Origin of the sequence: Aeromicrobium alkaliterrae (assembly GCF_039529015.1) — a bacterium.
Lineage (GTDB): Bacteria > Actinomycetota > Actinomycetes > Propionibacteriales > Nocardioidaceae > Aeromicrobium > Aeromicrobium alkaliterrae.
The window spans coordinates 1119637-1136833 of record NZ_BAAAME010000004.1 but is presented as its reverse complement, the minus strand read 5'-3'; the positions used below and the strand labels follow the sequence as shown (position 1 = coordinate 1136833).

General features: G+C 71.6%; 18 protein-coding genes. 12 read left to right on the top strand and 6 right to left on the bottom strand.

The annotated features are described in order from the left end of the window. The first annotated feature begins 26 nt into the window (after positions 1-26). The 3 genes from ABD127_RS13540 to ABD127_RS13530 are packed head-to-tail and all read left to right on the top strand — an operon-like array spanning position 27 to position 3549. Complete coding sequence (locus ABD127_RS13540) at positions 27-893, top strand: branched-chain amino acid ABC transporter permease (protein WP_344202454.1); 867 nt, start codon at positions 27-29, stop codon at positions 891-893. After that, positions 890-2842, top strand: a complete 1953-nt coding sequence (locus tag ABD127_RS13535) for a branched-chain amino acid ABC transporter ATP-binding protein/permease (RefSeq protein WP_344202453.1) — start codon at positions 890-892, stop codon at positions 2840-2842. The genes ABD127_RS13540 and ABD127_RS13535 overlap by 4 nt, the downstream gene beginning before the upstream one ends. Next, on the top strand, positions 2839-3549 hold the full coding sequence (locus tag ABD127_RS13530) for an ABC transporter ATP-binding protein (protein WP_344202452.1): 711 nt from the start codon (positions 2839-2841) through the stop codon (positions 3547-3549). The genes ABD127_RS13535 and ABD127_RS13530 overlap by 4 nt, the downstream gene beginning before the upstream one ends. 34 nt (positions 3550-3583) lie before the next feature. On the opposite strand, the gene ABD127_RS13525 is transcribed toward ABD127_RS13530, so the two are convergent. Beyond that, positions 3584-4180, bottom strand: coding sequence for a TetR/AcrR family transcriptional regulator (locus ABD127_RS13525; protein WP_344202450.1), 597 nt, complete (start codon positions 4178-4180; stop codon positions 3584-3586). 193 nt (positions 4181-4373) lie between these two features. Here ABD127_RS13525 and ABD127_RS13520 point away from each other — a divergent pair, with 193 nt between their 5' ends. Both ABD127_RS13520 and ABD127_RS13515 read left to right on the top strand, forming a co-directional pair. After that, positions 4374-5366, top strand: coding sequence for a zinc-binding dehydrogenase (locus tag ABD127_RS13520; RefSeq protein WP_344202448.1), 993 nt, complete (start codon positions 4374-4376; stop codon positions 5364-5366). Then, the gene (locus ABD127_RS13515) at positions 5359-6048 is read left to right on the top strand and encodes a nitroreductase (RefSeq protein WP_344202446.1); all 690 of its coding nucleotides are present in this window, start codon (positions 5359-5361) and stop codon (positions 6046-6048) included. The genes ABD127_RS13520 and ABD127_RS13515 overlap by 8 nt, the downstream gene beginning before the upstream one ends. 10 nt (positions 6049-6058) lie before the next feature. On the opposite strand, the gene ABD127_RS13510 is transcribed toward ABD127_RS13515, so the two are convergent. Genes ABD127_RS13510 through ABD127_RS13500 form a run of 3 tightly spaced genes read right to left on the bottom strand, consistent with a single transcriptional unit; the run spans position 6059 to position 8504 of the window. Then, positions 6059-7039: a phosphotransferase family protein gene (locus tag ABD127_RS13510; protein ID WP_344202445.1), complete on the bottom strand. Its 981-nt coding sequence runs from the start codon at positions 7037-7039 to the stop codon at positions 6059-6061. 53 nt (positions 7040-7092) lie between these two features. Then, positions 7093-7758, bottom strand: coding sequence for a TetR/AcrR family transcriptional regulator (locus tag ABD127_RS13505; RefSeq protein ID WP_344202443.1), 666 nt, complete (start codon positions 7756-7758; stop codon positions 7093-7095). Then, complete coding sequence (locus ABD127_RS13500) at positions 7755-8504, bottom strand: SDR family NAD(P)-dependent oxidoreductase (protein ID WP_344202442.1); 750 nt, start codon at positions 8502-8504, stop codon at positions 7755-7757. Before ABD127_RS13500 ends, ABD127_RS13505 begins: the two co-directional genes overlap by 4 nt. 63 nt (positions 8505-8567) lie before the next feature. Between ABD127_RS13500 and ABD127_RS13495 the strand changes: the two genes are divergently transcribed. Beyond that, entirely contained in the window at positions 8568-9668 is a 1101-nt protein-coding gene (locus ABD127_RS13495; RefSeq protein WP_344202440.1) for an alcohol dehydrogenase catalytic domain-containing protein, read from the top strand. 3 nt (positions 9669-9671) lie between these two features. Further along, the gene (locus ABD127_RS13490) at positions 9672-10967 is read left to right on the top strand and encodes an acyl-CoA dehydrogenase family protein (RefSeq protein WP_344202438.1); all 1296 of its coding nucleotides are present in this window, start codon (positions 9672-9674) and stop codon (positions 10965-10967) included. A 126-nt stretch (positions 10968-11093) separates the two neighbouring features. Here ABD127_RS13490 and ABD127_RS13485 read toward each other — a convergent pair whose 3' ends face one another. Then, positions 11094-13115 carry an FAD-dependent oxidoreductase gene (locus ABD127_RS13485; RefSeq protein WP_344202436.1) on the bottom strand — a complete coding sequence of 674 codons (2022 nt, stop codon included), beginning with the start codon at positions 13113-13115 and terminating at the stop codon, positions 11094-11096. A 26-nt stretch (positions 13116-13141) separates the two neighbouring features. Between ABD127_RS13485 and ABD127_RS13480 the strand changes: the two genes are divergently transcribed. Beyond that, positions 13142-13390, top strand: coding sequence for an SCO4848 family membrane protein (locus ABD127_RS13480; protein ID WP_344202435.1), 249 nt, complete (start codon positions 13142-13144; stop codon positions 13388-13390). On the opposite strand, the gene ABD127_RS13475 is transcribed toward ABD127_RS13480, so the two are convergent. Beyond that, positions 13366-13905 (bottom strand): PadR family transcriptional regulator, encoded by a 540-nt coding sequence (locus ABD127_RS13475; protein ID WP_344202434.1) that lies wholly within the window; start codon positions 13903-13905, stop codon positions 13366-13368. The genes ABD127_RS13480 and ABD127_RS13475 overlap by 25 nt on opposite strands. A gap of 382 nt (positions 13906-14287) precedes the next feature. On the opposite strand from ABD127_RS13475, the gene ABD127_RS13470 reads away from it, so the two are divergent. The 4 genes from ABD127_RS13470 to ABD127_RS13455 all read left to right on the top strand — a co-directional run bounded on the left by ABD127_RS13470 (position 14288) and on the right by ABD127_RS13455 (position 17167). After that, positions 14288-14956, top strand: coding sequence for an EcsC family protein (locus ABD127_RS13470; protein ID WP_344202432.1), 669 nt, complete (start codon positions 14288-14290; stop codon positions 14954-14956). A 199-nt stretch (positions 14957-15155) separates the two neighbouring features. Continuing rightward, on the top strand, positions 15156-16115 hold the full coding sequence (locus ABD127_RS13465; protein ID WP_344202430.1) for a phosphotransferase: 960 nt from the start codon (positions 15156-15158) through the stop codon (positions 16113-16115). After that, positions 16108-16785: a leucyl/phenylalanyl-tRNA--protein transferase gene (gene aat, locus ABD127_RS13460; RefSeq protein ID WP_344202428.1), complete on the top strand. Its 678-nt coding sequence runs from the start codon at positions 16108-16110 to the stop codon at positions 16783-16785. Before ABD127_RS13465 ends, aat begins: the two co-directional genes overlap by 8 nt. A gap of 103 nt (positions 16786-16888) precedes the next feature. Then, the gene (locus ABD127_RS13455) at positions 16889-17167 is read left to right on the top strand and encodes an HU family DNA-binding protein (RefSeq protein ID WP_425545814.1); all 279 of its coding nucleotides are present in this window, start codon (positions 16889-16891) and stop codon (positions 17165-17167) included. Positions 17168-17197 lie beyond the last annotated feature (30 nt).

Below are 17197 nucleotides of genomic sequence, written 5' to 3'. Positions count from 1 at the left end.
CTCCGACAGAGAAGAGAGAGTCCTCGATGGACGCCGTCATCAGCGGGTTGGTGCTGGGTGGCCTGTTCACCCTCGTCGGCCAGAGCATCGTGCTGACCTTCGTCACCACGCGCACCATCAACTTCGCCTCAGGTGAGTTCCTCGCCGTGGCGGCGTTCATCGGCCTCGGGCTGGGGAGCTGGACCTGGCTCCCCGGCCCCGGCAAGATCGTCATCGCCGTGCTGGCGGTGGGGGTCCTCGGAGCACTGACGTACCGGTTCCTCGTCGTGCCGTTCTCGCACGGCGAGCACGACACGCGCTGGTTGCTGAGCACCGTGGGCCTGTCCTACGTCCTCGTCAACCTGCTCACCAACGCCTACGGCGCCAACCCGCAGCGACTCGGCTTCGGCCGGATCAGCGAGCCGAAGACGCTGCTGGGCGCCAACATCAACGCGCAGGCCCTGCTCATCACGGTCCTCGCGATCATCGTGACCCTCGTGCTCGTCGCCGGGTCGAAGTGGACGTCCAGCGGCCTGCTCATGCGGGCCGTCGCCGAGGACGCCGAGACGGCCTCGCTCATGGGCGTCTCACCCCGGCGGGTCGGCGCCTACGCCTACGCGGGGGCCTCGGCTCTCGCCGGTCTCGCGGGTGTGCTCTGGGCCGCCGAGGTCGGGGTCAGCTCGCACCTCGGCCTCCCGATCCTGGTCTCCGCGTTCGCGGTCGCCGTGATCGGTGGCCTCACCTCGTTCTGGGGTCCGCTCGTCGGCGGGGCGATCTACGCCGTCGTCGTGCAGATCGCGTCGTACGAGATCGGTTCGCTCTGGGGCAGCATCATCGGCCTGCTCCTCGTCATCGGCGTGCTCGTCGTTCGCCCCGAAGGCCTCCTGGGCCGTCGCATGGAGGCCAAGCTGTGAACGCTCTCATCCACCGTCTTCGCACCCAGGCCCGCGCGGCCGAGGCGCGGACCGACCTCGTCGTGGCGATCGTCGCCCTCGCCCTGGCCGCGCTCGTCGTGCCCACGGCGCTCCGCGGCGAGGGTCCGACACTGGCCAACCTGCAGATCGTCGGCTACTTCGGCGCGATCGCGATCGCCGCTATGGGCCTCAACCTCCTGGTCGGCTACGTCCGGCTCGTCTCGCTCGGCCAGGGCGCCTTCTTCGCGGTCGGTGCGTACGCCAGCGCGTGGCTCTTGGTCGACGGCGACCTCAGCCCGCTCCTGGCGATCCTGGTCGCCCTGGTCGCCGCCGGTGCGATCGGCGCCGTCCTGGCGGTCTGCTCGATGCGCCTGCGTGGCCCCGCCTTCGCGATGATCACGCTGGTCGTCGCGATCCTGGTCGAGCAGATCCTCGTCGAGTGGCGTCCGCTCGGTCGTCTCTCCGGCTACCCCAACGCCCTCGACCACGGCTCAGGACTGATCGACCCCGTCGAGATCTTCGGCCTCACGCTCGAGCCGCCGCTGTTCGCGGGCACCGCCGTGACCGTCGTGATCGCGATCGTCTTCGTCGCCGCGATCGTCTTCCTGGGCTACCGCAACGCGGTCGGCTCGGCGTGGGGCCGTTCGCTGCGGGCCATCGGCACGAGCGAGCACCTCGCGGCCCACCTCGGCGTCAACGTGTTCTCGCGCAAGGTCGTGGTGATGGCCGTCGCGTCCGTCTACGGCGCGCTCGGCGGCGTCTTCTACGCGCAGGTCATGGCGCACCTGCAGCCCGAGACCTTCGACATCTTCCTGTCCATCACGATCGTGCTCGCGGTCATCCTCGGGGGCGGCGGCACCGTCGTCGGCCCGGTGATCGGTGCCGCGGTCATCGTGATCCTGCAGCAGACCAACGTGCTCGTCCCGGTCGTCGACGCCCAGCGCTCGATCAGCGACAGCTGGTACCTCTCGACGCCGGGCCTGATCGGCCTGCTGCTGGTCCTGACCCTGGCGTTCCTGCCGCACGGCATCGTCGGGAGCCTCGTGAGACTGACGCACCGGGGCACCGAGGAGCCGTCCGAGGTCGAGACCGGCGCGGACGACGGCTCCGAGCTCGCCCGCTCCAGCGACGCGGTCGCCGACGCCGTCCTGTCGGTGCCGACCGACGGCGGGGGCGAGAACCTCCTCGAGGTGCGCGGAGCGGTGCGACGGTTCGGCGGCCTGACGGCCGTCGGCGGGGTCGACCTGACGGTCCGCCGTGGCACGGTGCACGCCCTGATCGGACCCAACGGTGCCGGCAAGACGACCCTGGCCAACCTGGTCACGGGCGTCTACGCGGTCAACGAGGGCGAGCTCGTCCTCGAGGGTCAGCGCATCGATCGTTGGCCGACGCACCGGATCGTCCGTGGCGGTGTCGCCCGGACCTTCCAGACGCCGCTGATCTTCGCCGAGGAGTCGGTCGAGGAGAACGTCCTCGCGGGATTCCTCGACACCGGCACGATGCCGTTCTGGCGCGCCTGGCTGAAGCTCCCGGGCCAGTACCGGCGCAACGCCGAGATGCGGGAGCGCGCCGAGCAGCTGCTCGAGCTCGTGGGGCTCGCGGGGCACGGACACCTCGAGGCGGGCAACCTGTCCTACGGCAAGCAGCGCGCGCTCGAGATCGCGCGGGCGCTCGCCAGCGGACCGAAGCTCCTGATCCTCGACGAGCCGGCCGCCGGCCTCAACACCTCCGAGACGTCGGTGCTCGGCGAGCTGTTGATCCGCCTGCGTGACCGAGGCCTGTCCCTGATCCTGGTCGAGCACCACATGGACCTGGTCACCCAGGTCTCCGACGAGGTCACCTGCATGAACACCGGTGTCGTCCTGGCGCACGGTTCCACTGCCGAGGTCCTGGCGGATCCCGCCGTGGTCGAGGCGTATCTCGGCGTCGCCGTGGAGGAGGGGTCATGAGCCTGCGTGTCGTGGGTGCCGCGGCCGGGTACGGGCGGATGCCGGTGCTCGAGGACGTCAGCATCGAGGTGCCGTCGCGCACGATCGTGTCGGTCGTGGGAGCCAACGGCGCGGGAAAGTCGACGCTGGCCAAGGCCATCAGCGGCCTCCTGCGCCTGTCCGCCGGCAGCATCGAGGTCGACGGGACGCCGATCGACGGGCTGCGTCCGGAGCGACGAGCGAAGTCCGGCCTGGTGCACGTGCCCGAGGGGCGGCGCCTGTTCGGGCAGCTCACGGTCGCCGAGAACATCGCGATGGGCCGTCAGGCGGCGCGTGGCCGCAACGCGGACACCGAGGTCGTCGACCAGCTCCTCGACAGCTTCCCGATCCTGCGCGAGCGGTGGAACCAGCGGGCCGGGCTGCTGTCGGGCGGTGAGCAGCAGATGGTCGCCCTCACCCGGGCCGCCGCCTCGCGTCCGCGCTACCTCCTGCTCGACGAGCCCTCCCTGGGTCTGAGCCCGCGGCTCAGCTCCGAGGTCCTGCGGCTCGTGGGCATGATCGCCGACGAGACGGGAGCCGGTGTCCTGCTGATCGAGCAGCGCGTCGACGCGGCCCTGCGACTCGCGTCGTCGGCGTACGTGCTCGACCGGGGCCGCATCGTCGCCGAGGGTCCTGCCGACGAGCTGCGCGAGTCCGACGAGATCCGCAAGGCCTACCTGGGCATGTGAGATGACACGACGCACGGCCCGGTCGGGCCCGGGACTAGTCCTGGCTCGGCCGGGCTCGCACCATCGCGAGCGCCAGCTCGGCGTACTGGTCGGCGAGCTCGTCGGCGCCGGTCCGACCGTTCGGCCGGTACCACGACACGATCGAGCGTCCCATGTTGATGATCGCGCGGGCCGCCTCGAGAGGGTGCGGGGTCTCGAACTCGCCGGACTCGATGCCATCGGCGACGACGGTGCGGAACAACCGCTCCTGCCGGTCGCGCAGGTCGACGATCTTGGTGAGCCCCTCCTCGTCGAGGCTGCGGATCTCGCTCGCGCCGACCGTGGCCGGGCTCTGCCGGCGGATGTGGAACAGGATCCAGAGCCGCACGAGTGCCTCGAGCCGTGCGGTGGCGGTGTCGTCGGCCTTCTCGAGCGCCTCGATGGTCTCGGCGTGGACCTCCTCGAGGATCCCGACCATGATCTGCTGCAGGATCTCCTGCTTCGAGGCGAAGTGGTAGTAGATCGACGGCACCGTGAGCGACGCGTCCGAGGCGATGTCGCGGATCGACGTCCCGTGGTAGCCGACCTTGGTGAAGAGCCGAGTGGCGGAGTCGAGGATCGCTGCCCGTCCGTTTCTCGCCTTGCCTGCCATGGCCGCCTTCTTCCCGGTTCGGTGGTGCGGTGCCCCGTGGATGCTACGCCGACCACGGGATGCGGCACAGCGTCGAACTGTAGGCGCTGCGGAGTCGGCCGAGCAAGAGCGAGCGTTCGATAAAGAAGAGTCATCTCTGCGGCGCCGCCGCAGCAGCCCCCACACCGATGTCCCCATCATCAACGGAGGAAACGTGAAGCGTGTCGTGACCCATGAGCTCGGTGACCTGGCGAACCTCGTCCTGGAGGCGGGCGCGGCGCCGGAGCCGGTCGAGGGCGAGATCCCGGTCGCCATGAGGGCCAGCGTCGTCAGCTACGTCAACGCGGTCCTGGCCGGCGGTCAGTACCAGGTCCCGCCACCGGTCCCCTTCGTCCCCGGGACGACGGGGGTCGGGGTCCTGCTCGCCGACTCCCCGGACGGGCGACTCTCGCGCGGCGAGCGGGTCGCGACGACCCGGCTCTCCGGCGGCTGCTGGACGACCCACGCCCAGTTCGCCCCCGCGTTGCTGGTCCCCGTGCCGGACGCGGTGACCGACGTCCTGGCGGCGGCCGTCCTGGAGGCCTGGTGCACGATGCACTTCGCGTTCACGCGCCGTCGGCCCCTGTCGGGCACCGAGGTCGTGCTCGTCCTCGGGGCCAGCGGCGCGATCGGGTCCGCCGCGGTCGACGTCGCGCGCGCCTCCGGCGCGCGCGTCCTGGCGGTCGGCAGCAGGTCCGAGCGGCTCGCGCCGGCTCAGCGGCTGGGCGCGGAGCCCGTCGTCGTGGGCCCGGGAGCGGACGAGACGCTCACCCAGGCCGTTCGCCGCCTGGCGCCCGGTGGTGTCGACGTCGTGGTCGACCCGGTCGGCGGTGACCTCGCGACGGAGTCGCTCAAGCTCCTGGCGCCCTGGGGGGAGCTGCTCGTCCTGGGCTTCGCCTCGGGCACGATCCCCCGGCTCGGTGCCAACCGGGTGCTGATCGGCAACCGCCGGATCACCGGGGTCGACCTGGGCTTCGCGATCACCCGGGACCTGGTCGAGGGGCAGGCCGTCATGAGCGAGGTCCTCGAACGGGTTGCCGCTGGCGACTACGGCCGGGAGGTCGACCCGGACACCTGCACGCTGGACGAGGTCCCGGACCGCCTGCGCGCGGTGCTCGCCCGCGAGGTGTCGGGCCAGGTCGTGGTGATGATCGAGACCGATGCCTGACCGCGGAGAGGGTGCGGCGGCGGAGCTCGCCGCGCTCCTGACGGCTCGGCACAGCTGCCGGGGATTCCTCGCGGATCCTGTACCCGACGTGGTCCTCGACCGGATCTTCGGCGTCGCCCAGCGCACCGCGTCCTGGTGCAACACCCAGCCCTGGCAGGTGCACCTGGTCTCCGGGGCCGCCCGAGATCGCTTGTCGCAACGGCTCGTCGACGACGTGCGGGACAACCCCGAGTCCTCCGACCTCCCGATGCCCGAGCAGTACGTCGGCGTCTACCAGGACCGGCGGCGCGAGGCCGGTTTCGCGCTCTACGAGGCCGTCGGCGTGGAGCGGTCGGACCGGGAGGCCCGGGCTCGTCAGGCGATGCTCAACTACACCTTCTTCGGGGCACCCCACGTCGCGATCGTCACGACGGACTCCTCCCAGGGCACCTACGGTGCGGTGGACTGCGGTGCCTACGTGGCCAACGTGCTCAACGCGGCGACGGCCGAGGGCGTCGCGACGATCGCGCAGGCGGCGATCGCGATGCGCTCGACCCCGGTCCGGGAGGTGCTCGGACTGCCGGACGACCGGCTCGTCGTCTGCGCGGTCTCGCTCGGCCGGGCCGATCCGGACCATCCGGCGAACGCGTTCCGCACGTCTCGTGCGCTACCCGCGGACGTGGTGGTGCGCGTCGAGGCGTGAGCTCCGTGGGTCACCGATGGGGCGGCCGGCCTCGACGCAGCAGGTCGGCCTGCTGCAGGAGCTGGGCGGCGGCCCGGTGGAGCCGCTGCCCGATGTCGACCGGTGCCTGCCCGTGCACCGAGCGGACGTAGGTCGTCTCGAGCAGGACGGCAAGCTTGACCGAGGCCAGGGCCGTGTACCAGGCGAGGTGGTCGACGTCCCGGTCGCTCGCGGTGGCGTACACCTCGACGAGACGGTCGCGCTCGGCCACGGGACCACGCTCGGCCAGCGCGGCGCCGGTGAACGGTTCGTCCTCGTCCGGCCAGCACGCCAGCAGCCACCCGAGGTCGAGGAGCGGGTCGCCCACCGTGACCATCTCGAGGTCGACGATCGCGGCCGTGCGAGGCGCGTCGACGGCGAGCAGGACGTTGTTGAGGTGGGCGTCGCCGTGCGTGATGCCGGGCCGGGACGCCGGGGGCAGGGTCGAGCGCAGCCAGGAGCAGATCCCCAGGACGTCGACCGTCGACCCGCTCTCGGCGGCGACGGTGTCCCACGTCCGGACCGTGAGGTCGATCTGGCGTTCCAGGAATCCGTCAGGCCGACCGAGCCCGGCCAGGCCGAGCGCGTCGGGATCGAGGTCGCCCAACCGGGCGAAGGAGACCGCGACGTCCAGCGTGGCCGCCGTTCGCCACTCGGCGTCGGCGTATGCCGCCGGGCCGGCGTCGTCACCGGGGTTGAACCCCTCGACGAACCCGGTCACGAAGGCGGTGGCCCCACCCAGGAGGGCTGAGTCCTCGGCACCGCCGATCAGCGGCGCGTGCGGGACGTCGGTCCCGGCGAGCGCACCGAGCACCCGCATCTCGCGGCCCAGGGATCGGTTGCTGTGCTCACGCCGGTGCACCGGCGGGTGGCGAAGCACGACCTGACGGCCTCCGACGGTCAGGACCAGCATCAGGTTCTGCGTGCCCCCGCTCAGGGGCCGTCCGTCCGTCAGCTGGCCCTCGACCCCCACGGATTCGAGCCAAGCGGAGAGGTGATCGCTGTCGAGGCCGGCCAGGTCCACGCTCAGTCCGCCTGTCGCTCGACGAGTGCGGCGGTCTCGGCGGAGACGGGTGCCTGCAGCATGCCCGCGACGATGTCGACGAGCTGGCTCACGAACAGCGGGTCCTGCGTGCGTGAGCGGGCGACAGCCCGGTGGCTCAGCTCGCTGATCACGAATCGCGCGACGCGGAATCGGCGGTGCAGGGCGACGACCTGCGGGTCGAGGACCTCGTCCAGCGCGTCGCGCCACCTCACCATGCTGCTGTCGGGGTCGTCCGCACGCCACGGCTCGATCGACGGCTCGGGGCGGTGCAGCAGGTCCGAGACCAGGCGCAGGTACCCCGCACCTCGCGCGCCGGTCTCGAGCTCGGCCGCCCACGGCACCACGAGCGCGCGGCTCAGGGCTCGGACGCGGTCCTCGGACCCGAGGGTGGGGTCGATCCCGTCGATCAGGGCGTGGCGCTGGTCGTCGATCGCGTCGTGGTGCCGGTCGAGCACGGCACGGACCAGCCCGTCGCGGTCGCTGAACCAGTACTGCACCGCGAGCACGTTGCCGGCACCTGCGTGGCGACTGATCTGGCGCAGGCTGACGGACTCGCTGCCGTGGAGGGCGAAGAGCTCCTCGGCGGCATCGAGCAGACGTTGACCGGTGGACGCCGGGTCGACGACACCGTCACGTTCCGGGCTCATGCCGGCGACCACGCCATGCCGCCGTCGATCTTGAGCACCGCGCCGGTCGTGAAGGCGGCCTCGTCGCTGCAGAGGTGCAGTGCTGCGGCGGCGACCTCCTCGGGACGGCCGAGACGGCCGAGGGCGACCTGTCCGGAGACGCGGTCCCACGTGTCCTGCGACCAGGCGGAGGTCACGTCGGTGTCGAACGGCCCGGCCATGATCGTGTTGACCCGCACGGTGGGTCCGAGCGCGCGCGACAACCCGGTGGTCATGGTGTGCAGGCCGGCCTTGGCGATCGCGTACGGCAGGTCGTAGGCCTCGGGCTGGACGGCCGCGGTGCTGCTGATGTTCAGCACCGCACCTCCCCCGGTCTCCCGCATCGCCTCGGCGCCACGGATCGTCAGGCGCAGCGGACCGACGAGGTTGAGGGCCATCGTCTTGTCGACGAGCTCGCGCGAGAGCTCTTCGAGCGAGGGGTAGGGCGGCGAGGACCCGGCGTTGTTGACCAGGACGTCGAGGCGCCCGAAGGTCTCGAGCGTCTGCGCGACGAGCGCGTCGGCGTCGTCCCACGACCCGGCATGGGCGGCGACGGCGAGCGGCCGGGGTCCGCCGAGCTCGATGATCTCGTCGCAGACCTCCTGGCACGCCTCGATCTTGCGGCTGGCGACCACGACGTGGGCTCCGCGGGCCGCGAAGGCCAGCGACATGGCGCGGCCCAGCCCCCGGCTCCCGCCGGTCACGATGACGACTTTGTCGGTGTACATCGTCCTCCTCTGCAGGACTCCAGACTAGCAGATCAGTAATGCGTGTGTATTATCCACCACATAATGCGACTGAATCAATCGACGGACAGGATGCGCGCCGTCCGCGTCCGTACTCCTGGGCAACCGCCGGTGGTGGAGTCCGTGGCCACGCCCCGGCCCGGGCCGGACGAGGTACTGGTGCGCGTCAGGGCGTGCGGCATCTGCGGCTCCGACCTGCACGTGCTGGACGGTGACGTCGCGGTGCCCCGACTGCCCCTGACCCTGGGGCACGAGGCCGCGGGCGAGGTCGCCGAGGTCGGCGCCGGCGTCGAGAGGTTCGTGGAGGGCGACCGCGTCCTGATCAACCCGATCATCGGCTGCGACGCGTGCGACGCGTGCGCCGACGGATCCTGGCACCGCTGCGACGACCACGTCGTCCTCGGCGTCGGTGTCGACGGCGCCCAGGCCGACTACGTCGTCGTGCCGGGGCGCAACCTCGTGCCCGTGCCGCCGAGCCTGGACTTCGCGCAGGCAGCCGTCCTCGCCGACGCCGTGGCCGGTCCGTTCCGGGCGTTGCGTCGCAGTGGCCTGCGCGCCGGCGGTTCGGTGGCGATCTTCGGCCTCGGGGGCCTGGGCCTGCACGCCGTGATCATCGCGCGCCAGCTGTACGGCGCGCGGGTCGTGGGCGTCGACATCGACCCGGTGGCCCGGGAGCGTGCCCTCGCCTTCGGCGCCTCGGCCGTGTTCGACGGCCTCGACCCGCGGGTCGCCACCCGGATCCGCGCCGAGCACGGTCCGGTCGACGCCTCGCTCGAGTTCGTCGGTGCGGTGCCGGTCGTCGAGCAGGCCCTGCGCTCGCTGCGCCGAGGCGGCACCGCGGTCGTCATGGGAGTGGGCCCGGGCCGCCTTGAGCTCGCCCAGCGCCTCGAGCCCTTCGTCGTGCAGGAGTGGTCGCTCGTCGGCTCGTACGGCTACGGCCGTGACGACCTCGTCGCGCTGGTCGACCACGTCCAGCGCGGCGACCTCACGATCGAGGGCACGGTCTCGGCGACCCTCCCCCTGGCCGACGCAGCGGAGGGCTACGACCTCCTGGCCTCACGACGCGGTAGCCCGACCCGTGTCGTCCTGCTGTCCGATCCCGACCTGCACACCCCCGAACCTGTCGACCCCGACGAAGAGAGCTGACCCATGTGGAGTTTTGAGACCGATCCTGAGTTCCAGGCCAAGCTGGACTGGGCAGACGCGTTCGTCCGCGAGGAGGTCGAGCCGCTCGACCTCGTCCTCGGCGATCCCTACGACAAGTCCGACGAGGTGGCCAACCGCATCCTCGGGCCGCTGCAGGAGCAGGTTCGCGCGCAGCACCTGTGGGCGTGCCACCTGCGCCCCGAGCTCGGCGGCGAGGGCTACGGCCAGCTCCAGCTCGCGCTCCTCAACGAGATCCTCGGTCGGTCGCGGTGGGCGCCGACGGTGTTCGGCACGCAGGCGCCGGACTCGGGCAACGCCGAGATCCTCGCGAAGTACGGCACGCCGGAGCAGAAGGCGACGTACCTGCAGCCGCTCCTCGACTCGAAGATCTCGTCCTGCTACTCGATGACCGAGCCCCACGCGGGCGCCGACCCGACGCTCTTCACGACGCGGGCGGTGCGCGACGGCGACGAGTGGGTCATCAACGGCGAGAAGTGGTTCTCGTCGAACGCGCGGCACTCGGCGTTCTTCCTCGTCATGGTCGTGACCGACCCCGAGGTGGACCCGCACCGCGGCATGTCGATGTTCATCGTCCCGGCCGGTACTCCCGGCCTCGAGATCGTCCGCGACGCGGGCGTCGGGACCGAGGGTCCGGAGGAGAGCAGCCACGCCTACCTGCGCTACACCGACGTGCGCGTGCCGGCCGACCACCTGCTCGGACAGCCGGGCGAGGGATTCGCGATCGCTCAGACGCGCCTGGGCGGCGGACGCATCCACCACGGCATGCGCACGGTCGCGCAGGTGCGGAAGGCCCTCGACCTGATGCTGGAGCGCGCGGTCTCCCGCCGCCTGCGCAACGGGCGACTCGCCGACTCCCAGCTCACGCAGGACGCGATCGCCCGCAGCTGGATCGAGCTCGAGCAGTTCCGCCTGCTGCTCCTGCGCACCGCGTGGCTCATCGACAAGCACCAGGACTATCGCGCGGTGCGCGGCGACATCGCGGCCGTGAAGGTCGCGATGCCCGACGTCTACCACTCGGTCGTCGCCCGGGCGATGCACCTGCACGGTGCGCTCGGCATGTCGAACGAGCTGCCGTTCGCGAAGATGCTCGTCGACGCCCAGGTCATGGGCATGGTCGACGGCCCGACCGAGGTGCACGTGTTCACGCTCGCGAAGTCGCTGCTGCGCGACGTCGAGCCGGGCGACGAGCTCTGGTCGTCCGGCCACCTGCCGACCCTTCGCGCGAAGGCTCGGGCGAAGTTCGCCGACGTCCTCGAGCACGAGGTCGCCCAGCTCTGACCCGCCCCCCGCCCCCCGGCGCGGATTCCCACGAGACCGTCGAAATCCCGCGTCGAGCGCACGAAACTTCATGCGCTCGACGCAAGAAACGAGCGGTCTCGTGGGAATCCGCGGCCGCGGCGGGGGCTAGAGGCGGGCGGCGAGCTCGGTGGCCTGCTTGATCGCGCGCTTCGCGTCGAGCTCGGCGGCGACGTCGGCGCCACCGATCACGTGGTGGGTCACGCCGGCCTCGGCCAGCCCGTCGACGAGGTCGCGCACCGACTCCTGACCGGTGCAGAGCACGATCGTGTCGGCCTTGATCAGCAGCTCGCGCTCGTCGTGCGTCAGGTGCAGTCCCTCGTCGTCGATGCGGTCGTACGTGACGCCCTTGATCATCTCGACGCCGGAGTCCTTCAGCGTCTGGCGGTGCACCCAGCCCGTCGTCTTGCCCAGGCCCTTGCCGAGGTCGGAGGTCTTGCGCTGCAGGAGGTACACCTTCCGGCGCGGCGGGGCGAGGAGCTTGGTGCCGAGGCCGCCGCGCTCGCCGCCGTCGACCTCGAGCGACGGGTCGACGACGCCCCAGCGCTCCTGCCACTGTTCCACCGACTCGTCGGGATCGTGCAGCAGGAACTCACTGACGTCGAAGCCGATGCCGCCGGCGCCCAGCACCGCGACGGTCTCGCCCACAGCGGCGCCCTCACCGATGACCTGCTGGTAGGTGACGACGCTCGGGTGGTCGATGCCCGGGATGGTCGGGACGCGCGGCTCGACGCCACTGGCGACGACCACCTGGTCGAAGCCCGTCAGGTCCGCGACCGTGGCTCGCGTGCTCAGGTGCACCTTCACGTTCCGCACCTCGAGCATGCGGCGGTAGTACCGGATCGTCTCCTTGAACTCCTCCTTGCCCGGGATCTCCATCGCGAGCTTGAACTGCCCGCCGATCTCCGGGGCGGCCTCGAAGAGCTCGACCTCGTGTCCCCGGCCGGCCAGCTCGACCGCCGCGGCGAGGCCCGCGGGTCCCGCTCCGACGACCGCGATGCGCTCGACGGTGCGCGTGGGCAGCAGCACGAGCTCAGTCTCGAACGCCGCCCGCGGGTTGAGCATGCAGGTCGCGCGCTGGTTCTTGAACGTGTGGTCGAGGCACGCCTGGTTGCACGCGATGCACGTGATGATCTCGTCGGCGCGACCTTCCTCGGCCTTGCGCACGAAGTCGGGGTCGGCGAGCAGCGGACGCGCCATCGAGATCAGGTCGGCCTGGCCGTCGGCGAGGATCTGCTCGGCGATCTCGGGGGTGTTGATGCGGTTGGACGCGACGACGGGCACCGAGACCTCGGCGCGCAGCCGCGCGGTCAGCGGCGCGAACGCGGCGCGGGGGACCGACGTGACGATCGTGGGCACGCGGGCCTCGTGCCAGCCGATCCCGGTGTTGATGATGCTGACCCCGGCCTCCTCCAGGAGGTGCGCGAGCTCGACCGTCTCCTCCCACGACTGGGCGTCGTCGACGAGGTCGAGCAGGCTCATCCGGTACAGGACGATGAAGTCGTCGCCCACGAGCTCGCGCGTGCGCTTGACGATCTCGACGGGGAACCGCATGCGCTTGGCCGCGCTGCCGCCCCACGCGTCGGTGCGCGTGTTGGTGCGGGCGGCGAGCATCTGGTTGATCAGGTAGCCCTCGGAGCCCATGATCTCGACGCCGTCGTAGCCGGCCCGGCGGGCGAGCTTCGCGGCCTTCGCGAAGTCGGTGGCCGTCTGGTCGACCTCCTTGGTGCTCAGCGCGCGCGGCTTGAAGGGCGAGATCGGCGACTTGCGGGTCGACGCCCCCTTGACGAAGGGGTGGTAGCCGTAGCGGCCCGCGTGCAGGACCTGCATCGCGATCTTGCCGTCGTGCTCGTGCACCGCGTCGGTCACGGGGCGGTGGCGGTCGGCGATGCGGCCCGAGTTCATCGTGCCGCCGAACGGCAGCAGCCAGCCGGTGCGGTTCGGCGAGATGCCGCCGGTGATCGACAGCGCGACGCCCCCCTTGGCCCGCTCGGCGAAGTACGCGGCCCACTTGGGGACGTCCTTCGCGCGGTCCTCGAGCTTGGAGTGGATCGAGCCCATGATGACCCGGTTGCGCAGGGTCGTGTGCCCCAGGTCGAGGGGGCTCAGCAGGTGCGGGTACTCGCTCATCGGGGGTGCTCCTGTTTCATGGGGGCGTGATCTCGAGGCTGTCGGCATGGATGCTCGTCGTGGCGGGCGTGTTCAACGTGGTCATCTGGCCGCGGTTCGCGAAGGCGATCGTCGACGACGACCGCGCGTGGGCCGGTGAGGCGTGGTCGAGCGCGCCGCAGGCGTTCTTCTGGGTGCACGCGGTGCTGATCGGCACCGCGATGACGCTGGGCGTGATCGTGCTGGTGATCGGCGTGCGCAGCCTGCTGGCTCATCGCCGCTCCCCCAGCGCCTGAAGGATCTCGTCGCACCACTCGAGGCCGCCGCGCTCGGCGCGCATGCCGCCGCTGAGCACGAGCCAGGCACCGAGCTGTTCCGCCGGCACGGCTGCGGGGTCGGGGTAGAACCGCGCGGCGCTGGCCTCGTAGCCGGCGAGGGTCGCTGCGTGGTCAGCCCGCCGCTGGCGCACGGACGCGACGATCGCGTCGCGGTCGCCGAACGGCAGCGCCCGCAGCTTCACGGCCAGGTCGCTGCGCAGCACCTCGGGTCCGGTCGGGGTCCGCGTGAAGGCGGCGAGCTCCTCGCGGCCCTCGGCGGTGATGGCGTAGACCCGCTTGTCGGGCCGGCTCTCCTGCGCGACGAGGTGCGACTCGACGAGCTTGTCGGACTCCATGCGGCCCAGCACCTTGTAGATCTGCTGGTGGCTGGCCCGCCAGAAGTGCCCGATCGAGGCGTCGAAGCGGCGCGCCAGCTCGTAGCCGCTCGCGGACCGCTCCGCGAGCGAGACGAGGATCGCGTGCTCGAGTGCCATGGCGAGCACCTTAGTACGCAACTCGATGCATAGGCAACTGGTTGCACATGAGGCAACGACATGAGGGTTGCCTCACGTTCGAGTTGCGCCCGCACAGAAAAGCCATAGGTTCGAGGGACCGGCGTCGACCACGGTCCGAGCCGGGACCTCTCCTGACAGGCCCCCCTTCGCGCATGTGGGGGCCTGTCGGCCGTCCGGGGCCCGGCCCGCGAGAGCGGTGAGCAGGCAACCTCAACCGGGGTCCGAGACGTTGCTGACTCACCGCTCCCGCCGCCGGGCGGTGAGCAGGCAACCTCATCGCTGGTCCGAGAGGTTGCTGGCTCACCGCTCCGGGGGCGGCGACCACCGAGCGCCGGGCCCGACCCGCTCCTAGACTCGCGGCATGGGAGCAGGGAAGAAGCTGGCCGCGGCCGCAGGTGCACAGGCGGCACCGAAGGTGGGCTGGAGCTTCGTGCGCCAGGCCCTCGACAAGGCGATCGACGGGATCGGTCCGCTGCGCTCGGCCGCCGAGTCCGCGACGACCCACATGGTCGACGCGCACGGCGACGTCGAGCAGGCCATCGCCACGCTGACCCGGACCCACGTGGTCCTCGCCGGAGCGCAGGGATTCGTCACGAACCTCGGCGGCATCGCGACGGTCCCCGTCAGCGTGCCGGCCAACGTCGCGGGCGTGACGCTGCTGCAGGCGCACCTCGTCGCCGGCATCGCGCACCTGCGCGGCTACGACCTCGACGACCCCCGCGTCCGCAACGCGATCCTGGGCTGCATGCTCGGGCCCGACAAGGTCAAGGAGCTCGTCAAGCGCCACAGCCTGCCGGCGTACCCCATGGGCATCGCCACGGCCGAGGTCCACGACCCCGGGCTCGACCGGCTGATCGCCAGCGAGCTCACGGGTGAGCTCGTCGCTCGCACGATCGGACGCCGCGCCGTGACGCTGATGGCCCGCCGCATCCCCGGCGTCGGCGGAGTCGTCGCCGGAGGCACCGACGCGTACCAGACCCGACAGGTCGGCCAGTACGCCGCGACCGAGCTCAAGGACCGCCGGCTGTAGCCACCGGCCTCAACGCCCGGTGGTTGAGGTGCCCCCTTCGAGGCTCGTTCCTCACACCTCAGAGGGCGGGACCCTCTCCGGGCCCTGAGGTGCGAGCCCCCTTCGAGGCTCGTTCCTCGCACCTCAGGACCCGGAACGAGCGAGCCTCGGAGCGCTCACCTCAACCACCGGTGGCTGGGTTTGGCGCTAGCGTCAGGGCATGGACCGGGCGTTCTCCCTCGAGGTCGCCGAGGAGCCGTGGCACCAGGCGGCCCGGTCGTGGATCGCCGCGCACCTCGACGGAGCCGAGATCGTGTCGGTCGAGCAGCCGCGGATCCGTCCCTGGTCGACGCAGCTGCGCGTCGAGACGTCGCGCGGCCGCCACTGGTTCAAGGCGCTGCCGCCGGGTGCGGCCTACGAGGCCGGACTCCACGCCCTCCTGGCCGACCTGGCCCCGGACGACGTCGCCCGCCCCGTGGCCGTCGACGCCGCCCGCGGCTGGATCCTCGACGTCGACCACGGCCCGACCTGGCGCGAGCAGCGGGCCGCGACGACCGCCGACTGGCAGTCGCTGATGGCGCGCGTCGCCCGTCTGCAGCAACGGCTGGCCCGCCACGGAGACGCGATCCTCGCGACCGGTCTGCCCGACTGCCGACCGTCGCGCACGGTGGACCTGTTCGACCGCTTCGTGACGCTGTTCGCCGAGCTGGAGCCCGACCACCCGTGCCACCTCGACGCCGGCGTGGCGTCGGACCTGCGCGACCAGCGCCCCCGTGTCGAGACGGCCGCCGCCCGGCTCGTCGCCTCGCCCCTGCCGTCGACCCTGCAGCACGGTGACCTCCACACCGACAACGTGTTCGCCTCTCCCGAGGGGCTGCGCCTGTTCGACTTCGGCGACGCGCAGTGGGCCCACGCCCTCGAGGTGCTGGCCGTCCCGCGCGGCGTGATCGACGCCGACGAGGGCGACGTCCGGTGGGAGCCGGTGCTCGCCGCGTACGCCGCGGAGTGGGACCTGACCCCCGACGACCTCGCCGACGACCTGTCGGCGACGTGGACGACCCAGTCGGTGCACCGCTGCCTGACGTGGTGGCGCGCGCTCTCCAGCGCGTCGGCCGCGGAGTGGTCGGAGTGGGGCGTCGGTCCGGTCCACCACCTGACGCGGGTGCTGTCGCATGACTGAGCCGACGGACGGACCCACCCCGCTCCCCCCGTCGCCGTGGCAGTTCCCGGAGCTCGGCGACCAGGTGACGCTGCCGCCCGTCGACTGCGTCGTCGGCGGCGCCGACCTCGCGCCGGCGACGATCGTGGCGGCGTACCGCGCCGGGATGTTCCCGATGGGCGACGACGGCGGCGCTCCCCTGTGGTGGTCGCCGATGGAGCGGGGGATCCTCTGGCCCGAGCAGGTGCACGTCAGTCGGTCCCTGCGCCGGTCCCTGCGCGGCTTCACGACGACCGTCGACACCGCGTTTGCGCAGGTCATCGACGCCTGTGCCGATCCGGGCCGTCCGGGAGCGTGGATCGACGCACCGATCCGGGAGGCCTACGTCCGCCTGCACGAGCTGGGCTGGGCGCACTCGGTCGAGGTCTGGGCCGACGGCCGCCTCGTCGGCGGCCTCTACGGACTGGCGATCGGCGACCTGTTCGCCGGGGAGTCGATGTTCCACCACGCGACCGACGCGTCGAAGGCTGCGGTCGTCGAGCTGTGCCGACGCATGCGCGGCGGGCTGGTCGACGTGCAGTGGCGGACCGACCACCTGGCGACCCTGGGCGTCGTCGAGGTGCCGCGTGAGGAGTACCGCGAGCTCGTCGTGCGCTACCGCGACCGGCGCTCGCCAGGTCGGTGGACCTGAAAAACGCCGAAAATTCGGGCAACACGCAGGGCCCGGTGGTTGGCAACAGAGTGCGGCTCCCTAGACTGAGGCCGATCCAGATCCACCATTTCTAGGAGCAGTTGTGGCTATTTCCCGCAGTGACCTCGTCGCGGCCCTCGCCGAGAAGTCCGGCACCACCAAGACGGTCGCCGACTCCGTGCTGTCGTCGTTCACCGACGTCCTCCTCGAGGCCGTCGCCGCCGGCGACAAGGTCTCCATCCCGGGCATCCTCTCGGTCGAGCGCGTCGAGCGTGCCGCCCGCACCGGTCGCAACCCCTCCACGGGCGAGACGATCGAGATCCCCGCCGGCTTCGGCGTGAAGGTCAGCGCCGGCTCGAAGCTCAAGGCCGCCGCCAAGTAACACCGCTTTTCCACGACGCCGCCGCACCCC

Excerpts from the sequence above, each read along its gene's own strand:
- ABD127_RS13540 (WP_344202454.1), top strand. The coding sequence starts at position 27 with ATGGACGCCGTCATCAGCGGGTTGGTGCTGGGTGGCCTGTTCACCCTC.
- ABD127_RS13530 (WP_344202452.1), top strand. The coding sequence starts at position 2,839 with ATGAGCCTGCGTGTCGTGGGTGCCGCGGCCGGGTACGGGCGGATGCCG.
- ABD127_RS13525 (WP_344202450.1), bottom strand. The coding sequence starts at position 4,180 with ATGGCAGGCAAGGCGAGAAACGGACGGGCAGCGATCCTCGACTCCGCC.
- ABD127_RS13515 (WP_344202446.1), top strand. The coding sequence starts at position 5,359 with ATGCCTGACCGCGGAGAGGGTGCGGCGGCGGAGCTCGCCGCGCTCCTG.
- ABD127_RS13505 (WP_344202443.1), bottom strand. The coding sequence starts at position 7,758 with ATGAGCCCGGAACGTGACGGTGTCGTCGACCCGGCGTCCACCGGTCAA.
- ABD127_RS13500 (WP_344202442.1), bottom strand. The coding sequence starts at position 8,504 with ATGTACACCGACAAAGTCGTCATCGTGACCGGCGGGAGCCGGGGGCTG.
- ABD127_RS13495 (WP_344202440.1), top strand. The coding sequence starts at position 8,568 with ATGCGACTGAATCAATCGACGGACAGGATGCGCGCCGTCCGCGTCCGT.
- ABD127_RS13490 (WP_344202438.1), top strand. The coding sequence starts at position 9,672 with ATGTGGAGTTTTGAGACCGATCCTGAGTTCCAGGCCAAGCTGGACTGG.
- ABD127_RS13485 (WP_344202436.1), bottom strand. The coding sequence starts at position 13,115 with ATGAGCGAGTACCCGCACCTGCTGAGCCCCCTCGACCTGGGGCACACG.
- ABD127_RS13475 (WP_344202434.1), bottom strand. The coding sequence starts at position 13,905 with ATGGCACTCGAGCACGCGATCCTCGTCTCGCTCGCGGAGCGGTCCGCG.
- ABD127_RS13470 (WP_344202432.1), top strand. The coding sequence starts at position 14,288 with ATGGGAGCAGGGAAGAAGCTGGCCGCGGCCGCAGGTGCACAGGCGGCA.
- ABD127_RS13465 (WP_344202430.1), top strand. The coding sequence starts at position 15,156 with ATGGACCGGGCGTTCTCCCTCGAGGTCGCCGAGGAGCCGTGGCACCAG.
- aat (WP_344202428.1), top strand. The coding sequence starts at position 16,108 with ATGACTGAGCCGACGGACGGACCCACCCCGCTCCCCCCGTCGCCGTGG.